17 protein-coding genes are annotated in these 12,263 nt (G+C 33.6%); 1 reads left to right on the top strand and 16 read right to left on the bottom strand.

The annotated features are described in order from the left end of the window. Positions 1 to 12 precede the first annotated feature (12 nt). The 8 genes from lolB2 to NCC77_RS04850 form a co-directional block, all read right to left on the bottom strand. The gene (lolB2, locus tag NCC77_RS04885; RefSeq protein WP_250834587.1) at positions 13 to 648 is read right to left on the bottom strand and encodes a flexirubin biosynthesis protein LolB2; all 636 of its coding nucleotides are present in this window, start codon (positions 646 to 648) and stop codon (positions 13 to 15) included. Further along, positions 614 to 1,240 (bottom strand): flexirubin biosynthesis/transport protein LolA2, encoded by a 627-nt coding sequence (gene lolA2, locus NCC77_RS04880; RefSeq protein WP_250834586.1) that lies wholly within the window; start codon positions 1,238 to 1,240, stop codon positions 614 to 616. The genes lolB2 and lolA2 overlap by 35 nt, the downstream gene beginning before the upstream one ends. 102 nt (positions 1,241 to 1,342) lie before the next feature. Further along, on the bottom strand, positions 1,343 to 2,128 hold the full coding sequence (locus tag NCC77_RS04875) for a polysaccharide deacetylase family protein (RefSeq protein ID WP_250834585.1): 786 nt from the start codon (positions 2,126 to 2,128) through the stop codon (positions 1,343 to 1,345). Further along, positions 2,125 to 3,186, bottom strand: a complete 1,062-nt coding sequence (locus tag NCC77_RS04870; protein WP_250834584.1) for a beta-ketoacyl synthase N-terminal-like domain-containing protein — start codon at positions 3,184 to 3,186, stop codon at positions 2,125 to 2,127. The genes NCC77_RS04875 and NCC77_RS04870 overlap by 4 nt, the downstream gene beginning before the upstream one ends. Next, the gene (locus tag NCC77_RS04865) at positions 3,186 to 4,382 is read right to left on the bottom strand and encodes a beta-ketoacyl-[acyl-carrier-protein] synthase family protein (RefSeq protein ID WP_250834583.1); all 1,197 of its coding nucleotides are present in this window, start codon (positions 4,380 to 4,382) and stop codon (positions 3,186 to 3,188) included. The genes NCC77_RS04870 and NCC77_RS04865 overlap by 1 nt, the downstream gene beginning before the upstream one ends. Positions 4,383 to 4,514: 132 nt before the next feature. Then, positions 4,515 to 4,772, bottom strand: coding sequence for a phosphopantetheine-binding protein (locus NCC77_RS04860; protein ID WP_111378796.1), 258 nt, complete (start codon positions 4,770 to 4,772; stop codon positions 4,515 to 4,517). 2 nt (positions 4,773 to 4,774) lie between these two features. Next, the gene (locus tag NCC77_RS04855) at positions 4,775 to 5,392 is read right to left on the bottom strand and encodes a beta-ketoacyl-[acyl-carrier-protein] synthase family protein (RefSeq protein WP_250834582.1); all 618 of its coding nucleotides are present in this window, start codon (positions 5,390 to 5,392) and stop codon (positions 4,775 to 4,777) included. Between the two features lie 20 nt (positions 5,393 to 5,412). After that, on the bottom strand, positions 5,413 to 6,096 hold the full coding sequence (locus tag NCC77_RS04850; protein WP_250834581.1) for a hypothetical protein: 684 nt from the start codon (positions 6,094 to 6,096) through the stop codon (positions 5,413 to 5,415). Between the two features lie 73 nt (positions 6,097 to 6,169). On the opposite strand from NCC77_RS04850, the gene NCC77_RS04845 reads away from it, so the two are divergent. Then, positions 6,170 to 6,355 (top strand): hypothetical protein, encoded by a 186-nt coding sequence (locus tag NCC77_RS04845; protein ID WP_201999162.1) that lies wholly within the window; start codon positions 6,170 to 6,172, stop codon positions 6,353 to 6,355. A gap of 12 nt (positions 6,356 to 6,367) precedes the next feature. On the opposite strand, the gene NCC77_RS04840 is transcribed toward NCC77_RS04845, so the two are convergent. From NCC77_RS04840 to NCC77_RS04805, 8 genes are all read right to left on the bottom strand, one after another. After that, on the bottom strand, positions 6,368 to 7,507 hold the full coding sequence (locus tag NCC77_RS04840; RefSeq protein WP_250834580.1) for a beta-ketoacyl synthase N-terminal-like domain-containing protein: 1,140 nt from the start codon (positions 7,505 to 7,507) through the stop codon (positions 6,368 to 6,370). Positions 7,508 to 7,614: 107 nt separating this feature from the next. After that, positions 7,615 to 8,064, bottom strand: coding sequence for an acyl-CoA thioesterase (locus NCC77_RS04835; RefSeq protein ID WP_111423009.1), 450 nt, complete (start codon positions 8,062 to 8,064; stop codon positions 7,615 to 7,617). Then, positions 8,039 to 9,322, bottom strand: coding sequence for an ABC transporter permease (locus NCC77_RS04830; protein ID WP_250834579.1), 1,284 nt, complete (start codon positions 9,320 to 9,322; stop codon positions 8,039 to 8,041). The genes NCC77_RS04835 and NCC77_RS04830 overlap by 26 nt, the downstream gene beginning before the upstream one ends. Next, positions 9,312 to 10,010 (bottom strand): ABC transporter ATP-binding protein, encoded by a 699-nt coding sequence (locus NCC77_RS04825; protein WP_250835065.1) that lies wholly within the window; start codon positions 10,008 to 10,010, stop codon positions 9,312 to 9,314. The genes NCC77_RS04830 and NCC77_RS04825 overlap by 11 nt, the downstream gene beginning before the upstream one ends. 63 nt (positions 10,011 to 10,073) lie before the next feature. Continuing rightward, a complete protein-coding gene (darH, locus tag NCC77_RS04820; protein ID WP_250834578.1) occupies positions 10,074 to 11,072 on the bottom strand; it encodes a BtrH-related acyltransferase DarH in 999 nt (332 codons plus the stop codon). Then, positions 11,073 to 11,477: a flexirubin biosynthesis protein DarG gene (DarG, locus tag NCC77_RS04815; RefSeq protein WP_250834577.1), complete on the bottom strand. Its 405-nt coding sequence runs from the start codon at positions 11,475 to 11,477 to the stop codon at positions 11,073 to 11,075. It lies immediately after the preceding gene. 4 nt (positions 11,478 to 11,481) lie between these two features. Beyond that, positions 11,482 to 11,802: a hypothetical protein gene (locus NCC77_RS04810; protein WP_250834576.1), complete on the bottom strand. Its 321-nt coding sequence runs from the start codon at positions 11,800 to 11,802 to the stop codon at positions 11,482 to 11,484. Then, the gene (locus NCC77_RS04805; protein ID WP_250834575.1) at positions 11,795 to 12,262 is read right to left on the bottom strand and encodes a hotdog family protein; all 468 of its coding nucleotides are present in this window, start codon (positions 12,260 to 12,262) and stop codon (positions 11,795 to 11,797) included. Before NCC77_RS04805 ends, NCC77_RS04810 begins: the two co-directional genes overlap by 8 nt. Position 12,263 lies beyond the last annotated feature (1 nt).

Here is a 12,263-nt window from a genome sequence, read left to right as displayed (position 1 = left end):
TAGTTTAAGTTTTTATTCTGATTTGAAATAATTCAGTTCAATTTTCAATTTAATATTCTGATGGATTATCTGAATCCTTTCGGCAAAAATATTGTTTTCTGAACTGAAAAGCAGTGTAAATTTTTCTTTTGTTTGAGAAGCATGGACGATCTTTTCTAATTTCTGATCTTTTTTGGAGATAAAAATGTAATTGTCGCGTTTGCCATCTGCCGATTTGTAAATGTCATCCGATTCGTTTTCGAATTGTTCCTGAATCGAATATTCTTTCTTTAAAAGCAATCGGAAATCTTCTTTTAAAGTATTGATCAATATTTTTCGATCCAATTCAGACACAATCGAATTGACTTTAAAATCGGTTTCTGAAATTTCGAAATCCATTAATTTGTTTCCGAATTCGGTTGTAAAAACAATTCGGTGTGTGGTGTCATTTATTTTCTTGGCAATAAAAATTCCAGACAATTCATTTCCGTAAACACTAATGTTGGTTTTATAAACATAATCGGTTTTTGAGTCTGAAAAATACGGAACTGTATAAGACGTTTTGTCTAATTTTTTGGACGTATAATTTTTTGTGACCGAGCCACAAGAAATTAAAACAATTGCCAGAAAGCAATTAATTAGTAAAAACTGAATCGTCGATTTTTGCATTGATCACTTTATTTTTAAGTACAATTCGGGTATAATCTTCAGATGATTCTAACAATTTTACCTGAACAACAGTCGCTTCCTCTTTGTCAAAAGTCAGTTCAATTTGTTTGATGTATTTTTTAAGCGTCGCATCTTTCGGAATAAATTTCGCCAGATTCTGACCTTTCAATTTAAAATACGAAATCGTAAATTCTTTATCGTCAAACATATTGCCGCTCACACTTCCCACGATCAATTTATTAATTCGGGCAAAGATTTTACTGTTTCCAATATCAACCGCACTTTTCTTTCCTTCATCGTTAATCAGGATTTTTCCGTTTTTGAAAGTGATGCTATAGTTGTATGGTTTTTTATATTGCCATTGAAGTAAAGCAGGTTCTTTAAAAACCATTTTTCCTGAAGTTTCAATGTCTTTTGATAAAAAATCTAAATGTTTATACTGAACAAAATCAGTCGTCAACGTCTTGATTTTTTTGGCCACCACATTTACATCTTGTTTAAAAGAAGCAATTTCGGCATCGGTCATTTTTTGTTCCTGTGCGAACAAATTGCCTGAAATAAATAGAATGAGTAGTGCTATTTTAGTTTTCATATTTTTTCAAAAATGTGCTTTAATTTTTTTGCCACAGATTTCACAGATTAAAAGGATTAGAAAAATTCGTTTTATCTGCGTCTTCGCGCAAGCGAATCTGTTTTATCCGCGTTCAATTTCATAAGCATTAAGCTTCAGTAATTCTTCAACAGAAATCACTTGATAATTATTTTGCTGTAAAAATTGCAAAAACTGTTCCAGTACCAAAACCGAATGTTCTGCTGTATCATGCAAAAGTACAATTCCGCCGGGAGATATATGCTTAATTAACCGATTGAAAATTAATTCCTGATTTTGGGTTCCTCCGTCAAGCGAACGAATATTCCAGCCAATTGTTTTATGTCCGGTTACTTTTAAAGCTCTTCTAATCGAAGGTGTCGTAATTCCATAGGGCGGACGAAAAAAGTTGATTTTTCTAGAAGTGAATTTTTCCAGAAGCGCGTCTGTTTTCTGAAGTTCTTCGGTTATTTTTTTAGCATTATAAAAATCAAAAAACTTAGAATGTGAATAAGAATGATTTCCAACTAAATGACCATCGTCAATTACTTTCTGGAGAATTTCAGGATGCGTTTCGATGTTTTTTCCAATGCAGAAAAAAGTGGCTTTAGCATTGTATTTTTTCAAAAGTTCCAAAACTTCCAAAGTGTAAATACTTGGACCATCATCAAAAGTGAGTGCAATTTTTTTTTCGGTTTCTAACGGATTACTGCAATAAGCTTTTACATGATAATTGGAAGAAATTCGGGCTGATCCAAAAGCATTTATTCCGATCCAAATGAGAATTATAACAATAAACCACAGAAAATGAATTGCGTTATACAGATTCAGAAGAAACAATAAAAGCAATAAAAAGATAAAAAACAGCGATATGTTTTTGTGCGTTATCATTTTGACAGCAGCGTAAAACTATGGTTTTTTCCGTTTAATTGATTGTATAATAAAATCGTTTTGTATTCTGATTTTTCAACAGCATTTACTTTTACGATTTCAGGAATTTCTTGAGTTTTCAAAATTTTAGCAGCCATCCAAAAAGCAAAAGCCGAAGCCGTATCGTATTCTCCACTCAAATGTTTGTAATATAAAACAGGAGTTTGCGCAAACGAATTTTCGGCAAGATTTCTATAATAATTCTCAAAATCGACATTTCCGTCAAAACCTAAAACAAGCGCGTCAACATCTGAGATTTCTAAATGATTTGATTTTAAGAAAGAAATAATTGCTGCTTCAACTTCATTTTCTTCCAGCGTATTTACAATAGAAACATCTAGAAGTTCGGCATAAGTGTTTTCTTTTCTTTCGTGTTCTAAAACAAAAAAATTGGCGCCTTCACCATATACAGCACCGCTCGTTGTAGAATTTAAAACATCGTACGGAGCAGAATTGTCTGCTTTAATGCGACCGTTTAGTTTAAAAAGCGAAGTCGTATAATCTCCATTTTCATCAACACCGCCTACTAAAATCGAGTTAGCTTCAGCTTCTTCAATTTGCATTTTAGCATCAATAAGAGCCGATTCAAAAGAAACAGCGCCATTAACATAGGTAAAATTATAACCTTTACATTGCTGTAAAAGTGCAATCTGCGCTCCAACTGTATTGTGAGTAGACTGAATGAAAGAAGTCGGAGTTAAAAACTCTTCGTTATTATCTAAAATACTTTTCAGGAATTTTTCAGAATCTTCGATACAACCTAAACCAGTTCCTGTGATAATGGCATCGACATTTTCAATATTAGCATCTTTCATAGCCAAAGCTGAAGCTACGATTCCGTTTTTTACGCCTTTTGCCATGCGTCGGCTGGCAGCTGGCGAAATATATTCTTTGTATGCTGGCGGAATAATTGCCAGTACATTTTCTTCATGATTTACAACAGCTTCTTCCAAAAAAACAGTATCAAATGTTTTTTGAGTCGAAATACAACCTACTCCATTTATATATGTCTTCGTCATTAGCTTTTTGAAAATATAAGGGTTGAACAATTTCCTCCAAAACCAAAAGAGTTAGATAAAACGTGCTCTATGTTTTTATTTTTTAAAGTTGTCTGCGGTTTCAAATCAAATTCTTCCATCGGAACTTCAAAATTCAAATTGGGGTAAACCACATTATTCTGAATTGCCAAAACACTGTAAACGGCTTCAATCGCAGCCGCGGCCGCTAAAGTATGTCCTGTAAAAGGTTTTGTAGAACTGAAATCTGGAACTTTTTCGTTTTCATAAATTCGGAGCAAAGCTCTTCCTTCAGATAAATCGTTGTTTGGAGTTGCAGTTCCGTGCACATTGATGTAATCAATTTCAGAAGGTTTTAAACCCGAAACGTCAAACGCTTTCTTCATGGCCAAATAAGCGCCGTCTCCATTTTCTGAAGAAGCAGTTTGGTGAAAGGCGTCGTTGGCATTTCCGTAACCCGAAACTCTTGCCAGCACTTTTTTGTTTTGCTTTTCTACAATTTCATCTGATTCTAAAACTAAAAAAGCGGCAGCTTCTCCCAGATTCAATCCTTTTCTGGTGTTGTCAAAAGGTTTGTTGTAATCGTCAGATAAAATCATAAGAGTCTTAAATCCGTTTATGGTGAATTTTGCCAAAGCATCGGCTCCGCCTACAATTACGCGATCCAGTTTTCCCGTTTTGATTAATCTTGCGCCCAACATAATCGAATTGGCGGCAGATGAACAAGCCGTAGAAATAGTTGTCACCATTCCTTTTAAACCTAATTCTTCAGCAATTTTTTCGGCGACATCGCCACCATCGTGGCAAGTAATGTACTTGATCAATTCTGGTTTTTCGAAATAATCGTAATAATGTCTTTCCGTCATGTCCATTCCGCCAACGCTGGTAGCCGAAATAAGTCCCGTTCTAAATTCATTTATATCGGTAATGCCAGCATTTTCAACAGCTTGTTTTGCTGCCAAAGTGCCAATCATAGCGGTTCTAGAGAAATTATTATTCTCCTTTAATTTCAGTTCATCAACAAGATCTTCATTGGTTTTTTTGATCTCACCAACTTTGATAACATCTGCGTGAACAGTCGAAATATTTTGAATACGAGAAATGCCGATTTTGTTTTCGGTCAGCGAAATATAATTTTCCTCAACCGAATTACCAATCGCAGAGATAATTCCCATTCCCGTTATTGCAACACCTTTCATTTTTAGACTTCTTAGATTGTTAGAATTTTAGACTTCTTAGATTTTTTTAGACTGGCTTAGATTTTTAGACTTTTTAGATTTTTGAAAAGCATTGTCTAAGAAGTCTAAAAATCTAAGTCAGTCTAAGAAGTCTTACTTCGTTCTGTTAGCGCTGATATACGCCGCCATAGTTTCGATAGACTGGAAAATAGATTTTCCTTCTTTCGGATCTACTAATTTAATTCCGTAATCTTTATCTAAAATCACGATCAATTCAAGTGCATCAATCGAGTCTAAACCTAAACCGTCTCCAAACAAAGGATCGTTATCAGCAATATCTTCTACTGCAATATCTTCAAGGTTTAAAGTTGTTATGATTTTATTTTTTAATTCTTCTTTTAATGCTTCCATGATTATTTATTGTATAATGTATTGATAGTCTCGTTTGTATATTTTGCATTTTCTTCTGTACTAATTGTACATAAAAAAGCTTTATAATTGTCGTTAAAATATTCTACCCAACCGCACAAAACCACATCTGCTTTATTCGTATTCAGAAGAATATTTGAATAATTAGACATAAATTCGGTGTTAAAGGCATCAAATATAAAGAAAGAATTTTCACTTTTCAGCTGATGACGGATACTTATTTCGCCCAAACAAATATTTGGCAGCGTATAAACAAAGACCGCCGGACTCGGATAATAGTTTTCTTTGTCTGAAATAGATTCCTGATATTTTACATCGGTATCCAAACTCGACGATTTATTAGCCAAAACTAAAGCAATATTATTTTCTTGTTCCGTTGAGGTTATCGGACTCAAAAGCAATTCTGATCCTAAAAAAGCGAGTTTGCTCAAAGCATCCATTTTGAAAAACTTTGGATATTGCATTTCAAAATTTCGATACGCTTGTTTCGAGAAATCAGCAAAATCTGTTGGTTCAATTTTGAATACAGAATTTCCGTTCAAAACAATTTCGTTGTTTTGGATGGTGATGTAGGATTGTATGTAGGTTTTGTTTTGAGTCATTTTTTAATAACGGATTCAAGTTATGAATCCCAAAGATGAATAATTTTATTTACTTTCCATTTCCCTGCCTTGTTTTCAACTAAAACAAGAAAACCTCTTCCGCATTTTCCACCACCACATGAAGCACCAGCTGATAAAATTCCTGATTTTTTTGTTTTGTCAAATTGAATTCTAGATATAAAAATAGTTCCAACAGGTATCAAAGAATTACTTTTATCATTTAAGTTCCATTCTTTTTCATGAAGATATTTGGAAGTATTTTCAAAACGAAACTTTTTATTATTCTTAAAAGGTTTTAAATCAAATTTAAATTCTTCGCCTTCTTTTAAAGTGTCATACGCAAAGTTTGAAAGAACAACTTCTTTAGAAATCATTTCTGTTTCAAAAGAACTAATTTTTCCAACTTGGTCATAGACACCTAATAAGATTCTTTTTTTAATGTTTTTTATGCTGTCTTTATACTGTAAATATTTCTTTAATTCTGCAGCATGTCCTGTGGTATCTATTTTATTTGTTTTAGAACTAAATAATGGAGGTGGTGGTCCAAGCATCATTCTTCGATCCATATAAATAGAATCTACAATTTCGACAAAAACACTATTTAAAACCTCTTTTTCAAATTCAGATTTAGGCACTTCTTTCTTCTTACATCCAAAAGATGAAAGAATGGTGAGTGTTATAAATATGAATTTTGATAGCTTCATTTTTTAATTAACTATGTTGAACTTGTAAGATTTATTTACAAGTTGGAATTAAATTTTATAGATTTGATATCTCATGAAATTCTACGAAAAATATCCAGTATTAAAACAAAAAGGCTTTTTATCAAAAGTGCTTGTTGATACTGTATATTCTACCATGAATTTAGAGAATCAAAATGTTTCAAAAATTAAAATCATTAAAATTGTTGATACTATTTTAAAAGAAAGAGAATTAAATGGTTCAGCATTCTTTAATAAATAGTTCTGTTATTATTTATTTTACTTTCTCAAAAACCACAGCCGTATTACAACCTCCAAAACCAGAAGCCGTTTTTAGAAAATATTCAATATTTTTTTCTTCATTTTTCTCAATTACATTAATAGATTCGCTTACACCAATTTCATCAAAACCTTTCGATTCAAAAAGTTTATTTTGATTGGCAGATTCTATGGCAATTACGGTTTCCAATAATCCCGAAGCGCCAAGTGTATGACCGTAAAATCCTTTTAAACTATTTACTGGAACATTTTGTAAATCTAAACGAGTTAGAGCAATCGCTTCCATTTCGTCATTGTAAGGCGTTGCGGTTCCGTGGGCTGAAATATAATCTAATTTGTTTGCCTCAATTTGCGCTTCTTTCAAGGCATTCTGAATGCTTCTGAACAAACCTTCACCTGTTCTTGAAGGTCCAGAAATATGATTCGCATCGTTTATCGAACTGTCGCCAATTACTTTTATTTTAGCGTTTTTGGCTTCCGCCGTAACTAAAACTGCTGCTGTCGCTTCGCCTAAACTTACTCCCGTTCTGTTTTTAGAATAGGGTTTACAAGGCAGTTCGCTCATGGCTTGGAAAGCATTAAAACCAGATAAAACAAATTCTGAAACTTCATCGCCAGCCACTGCAAAAATGTTGTCGTAAAGTTCAGACTGAATCATTCTTTTGGCAACAGAAACGGCTAAAATTCCAGAAACGCAAGCATTTGAAACTACTATGGGTTGTGTTTGGAATCCGAACCAATCGGCAACGTTTTTTGCTAAAACATCTAAATGTGCGTTGTTGAAACTTTCCTCAGAATCATTTGCCAAAGCGGTAACATTTCCTTTTGTGGTAGAAAGTATAAAAGCAGTTTTTGAATTTAATTCTACGTTTGAATTTTTGATAATCGGCTCTAAAGCCAAAATCATCATTTTCTCTAAACGGGAATATTTGGTGTCAGGACTAATTTTTGAAAAAGCACTGTTTATTTTTTCATCAGAAATAATCGAAGCATAAAACGGATTCGGCATCAAAGAAACATCGTTATGAAGCTGAATTCCAGAATCTCCACGAAGAATGGCACCGATATTAGATTCAACATCAAAACCCAAAGGCGTGATACAATTCGTTTCTGTAATGTATATTTCTCTTAACATTTTATGAATCTCAATTTTTTAAATTTTCACGCAGATTTATAAAGATTTCAGCAGATTTAAAAAAGATTTTTATTTTTTAATTCGTGAAAATTCGTGTAATCCGTGTTTTATTTCAATAACCCAACTTTTCGTTTCCATTCCTCATAAAAAGGAGGATTGGTCAGCATTAAATTTCCTGCTGCATCTAAGAAAACCTGAGTGGTTTCTCCTGTACATGCTACTTCTCCTTTATCATCAATAATTTTAAAACGGTAAATCATTTTGGCTGCGGGAGTATCAACAACTGTTGTTTCTATTGTCACCACATCACCATAACGCAAAGATAATTTATGTTCGCAAGTCGATTTTACAATTGGCGTGGTATAACCCGTTTTGGCAATATCCAGATATGTAAGTCCATGCTGGCGCCCAAACGCTTCACGTCCATCTTCGAAATACGTAATGTAATTGCCGTGCCAAACAATTCCAAGCGGATCTGTTTCGTTAAAACGAATCCTAATTTCGTGTGAAACGGTTAGATCTGTAGCTTCTTTAAACTGCTCTTTTCTTTTTATCATAAAATAATGCGATGGAAGTGGTAATAATGAAAAACAAAAATAATAAACTTATTCTTGGTATGATTTCAACGAAAGAAACGTTTCTAAGTAATACATCGTAAAAAGCTTCTAATCCCCAGTTCATTGGAGATGATTTTGCGATATACTGCATGATTTTCGGCATAGCAAAAACAGGAACCCAAACACCGCCAATTGCGGCTAAAATGATCACACTTGTAGCGCCAAATGGAGCAGATTGTTCTTGTGTGCTGGCTACAGTTCCTAATAAGATTCCGAATCCGATGGCGGCAAAACCTGAAAATAATGCGACAACACTTGTCAGCAAGAAATGACCTTCGATGTTTAGTGAAGGCAATCCGATTGATGGGAATAAGAATACAGCAACGGCAACCATCATATAAAACTGAATCATACAGATGATCGAGTAGGTGATAGTTTTTCCAATAATGACCACTAAATTAGAAACCGGATTGGTTCTTAATCGAACAAAAGTTCCTTGTGATTTTTCTTTAACAATATTGATAGATAACGGAATTACAATAAAAAAGATCGCAAAAAGTGTCCACGCTGGAACATTGTGCTGAACTGAATTTGGACGAACTTCTTTGTTGTTGATTCTCGGAATTATTTCTTTGAAAGTAATAAAGTTTTTTTGCTCAAAATCGATGGTTTCTTCTCCTAACTGTTTTTGAAAAGTGCTGTAAATTGATTTGGTTTCAATTTGAGAAATCATTTTGTCAATCGAACTCATTACGGCATTTTTGAAACTCATTTGTACCGCTGGGTCAAAATACAGTTTTACTTCTTTTTCTTTAATAATGCGCTGAGGTTCGGTAGCAGAAGTGCTATCGGTCAAACCTAAATTGCTGACAATTTTCTCTACATTCTGATTTACTTTTTCCTGTAAATCGGAACTTAGGTTTTCTGGAATTACAATTGCCAGTTGAAATTTTCCTTTGTACACATTTTCTTTGGCAATTTCTTCGGTAATCGGTTTATTGTCAATTTGGGTTACAACGGTAAAATATTTGCTTTTTTCTAAATTTTCAAAAACGGTTTTTGATACAGATCCTTTGTCTTTATCGACCAAAAGAATCTGAAGTTTAGAATCGGTTACGGCTTTAAAAGTGCTGTCCTGAATTAAGGTTACAGCAATTACCAAAACCAAAGGCATTATAAATAAAATAATCAATCCGCCTAAATCTCTTTTTAGCAAAAGGAATTCTTTTACTACCGACATCCAAATTTTATATATCATCTCTCAGCGCTTTACCAGTTAATGAAATAAAAACATCTTCGAGATTTCGAGCGTCTTTTGTAGATTCAATCAATGCCAACGGAGTTGCTTGTGCGTAAATCTGTCCTTGATCTAAAATCGCAATTTGCGAACAGAAATCTTCGGCTTCAGCCAAATGATGCGAAGTATAAATAATGGTTGTTCCGTTTTGGTTCAAAACTTTCAGATAATCGATAATGGCAGTTTTAGAATGCACGTCCACACCAACTGTTGGTTCATCCAAAAACAAAACTTTCGGATTATGGAGAATTCCGGCAATCAGATTGACACGTCGTTTCATTCCGCCCGAGAAAGTCTGAACTTGTTTGTCGGCAAATTTCAATAAACCTAAAAGATCCAGAGTCTCGATTACTTTATCTTTTAAATCAGAACCTTTTAAACCGTACATACTTCCAAAATAAAGCAGATTTTCTCTAGCAGTCAAAGTCGGATACAAAGCATATTCTTGTGGAACAACGCCTATGATTTTTTTAATTTTCGAAGCATGATGCTGATAGTCTAAACCATCGATTGTAAAATGTCCCGAAGTTGGTTTTACCAATCCGCAGAGCATCGAGATCAAGGTTGTTTTTCCAGCACCATTTGGACCGAGCAAACCAAAAATCTGACCTTCATTTATATTTAGCGAAACATTGTTCAAAGAATACATTTCTGCATTTTTGTACTTTTTCGAAAGGGATTCTATTTGAATGATAGATTGCAAAATATGATTTTAGCTGATCGCTTTTTTTAGTTTTTTGAAAAAGATTTCTTCTCTATTGGCAATGTCCAAAAGTTCATCGGCAATAGTGTTGTAAGCATCTTCTTTGGCACTTCTGTTTTTATAAATTCTTGAAGCTTCAACAGCAAAATCACGCCATGAATCTCCAATTTGAGTCATTTCTTTAGAAAGTTCTTTCAGTTCTTCGTTAGCTAAAATAACTGAAGCTTCTTGTAAAAAAGCTGCATAAATAAAACGGAAACCACCGCCACCAGTTCCAATTTCTTCCTGCATACGAACCATTTGTGCCAAGTAATGATTGGCTTTTCTAACGCCATGTTTTTTAGGCCATTTACGAATCTGACGAGAAACCATTTTAATACCGCGAATACCAACAATTGGCATTGGCGCAAGCATATCTCGGCACGTATTTTTGATTCCTTTAATGATGGCGCTTTTTAAATCGACTTCTTTCGGAATCTGAATTGGATAGTACATTTGTCCGCGAGGCGCAAAAGCTCCTTTGGCAAAACGCACTTTATTCATGTCTTCGTAAGTTAAAGTCGTAACGGTTTCCATTACTGGATCGCTCACTAAATATTCGGTTTCGGTTTTTCCGTAAACGACTAAATTGTGCGCGTTGAAATGAAAACGATATTCGTCAGGAAAATAACTTAAATTGTATACGCCAACTTGTAATCCGGTTGGAATATTATTTTTTAAATTTTCGTCTAAAGCTTTATTGGCACTTGAAATAGAGGAAAATTTTTGTCTTTTGATTTTTAAATTTAAACGAGTGGCAACTTTATTGAAAATCTGTCCAGGCAAAGTTCTATAACTGATTGCTGGTGCATGATTCACTTTTATAAAAGGCAGATATACAAAAAATAATCCAGAGCCAATACCAAAAACCATCGGTTCGCTAATGTTTAGTCCGCTATTTTTTAGCAGATTTGACGCTACTCCATTCTCGCAATGAGCAGACTGATGATGTGTGAAAGTTAATTCCATTTATTTGGTAATGCTGTTTTTTAATTCTTCGATTGATACTCCAAAAGTATCAGCATATTTTTTCAGGATTTTATCGTTTAGTTTGGCAAAAACACTTGGTTTAAAATGTCTTTTTACGCGCCATTTCCAAAACCCAACATAGCTGGATAATATGTTAAGATCCATTTTATTGACTTCCATAAAATACACAATCGGACTTGCTTCACCATTTAAAACCTGTTGTCTGGCATCGGCAATTCGTTCGTTTATTTCATCAATAGAATTTGAAAGGGCAATTGTTTTCGGTTCCCAGCCCGTACTTAATGTTGTGGTATAATTACCATTTTCATCAGTTGCGTACAAAAGCTCTTTAACGTTATTTTTCGTTAAGTTGCTTTGGTCTTGTGGTACATTTTCTTTTTCCATATTGTTAATTTAATATATTAGGAAACATATAGACTGAAATTATGTATAGGCTAATTATTAAAAATCCAAGATTTGTAAAAGCTAAAATTTTGTTTTTCCTTAAAAATAAATCAACCATTTCTATAAATAATACTATATTAAAAATAAGTACTATAACAGATATTATCATTACCATTGCTAAAGCACCAGCGTTATGTTTATCTCCTTTTTCTACAGAAAAGTGAGAAGGGCCAAAATACCAAATTAAGAAAACTAAACCAAGTAAAAGAGCCAAAACAACGATTCGAGTCCCTAGATGTAAAATGATATTTTTTGGATTATCCAACCGAGATTGTTTTCTGAATAAACAAATTAATTTCACATTCTAAGAGAATCTGGTCTTCCAATAAGCTTTTGCAGCTCATTGTGCATAAAGTATAATCGTCGCCCACAAATTTAGAAACCAGATTGGCTTTTGTTATGATCGTATCGCCAACTTTTGGCAATGCATGAACTTTTACACTTTTTAAAGCGCTGATAAATCCAATTACATTTACGTTTTCATTTTCGATTCCGTTATCGTCAAAAAAGTATTTTTTTCCAACAATTGCAGAACAAGTCTGCGCTGTATTTTCGATTAATCCTGCTTCTATAAAAACAGTATTCTGAATAAAAATATTGTCTTCTTTTATCAAAAATATGGTTTCTACAAAGTTGGCATCTATATCCAAAATCAAATCCACCATAAGCATTGGAGCTCGGTGCGGTAAATAGTTTTGTATGTCAACAGCAGAAGTAGTTTTCATC

The sequence above is a fragment of the Flavobacterium tyrosinilyticum genome (assembly GCF_023656565.1).
Taxonomy (GTDB): domain Bacteria; phylum Bacteroidota; class Bacteroidia; order Flavobacteriales; family Flavobacteriaceae; genus Flavobacterium; species Flavobacterium tyrosinilyticum.
The sequence above is the reverse complement of the archived record's forward strand: the minus strand, read 5'-3'. Positions and strand labels throughout refer to the sequence as shown.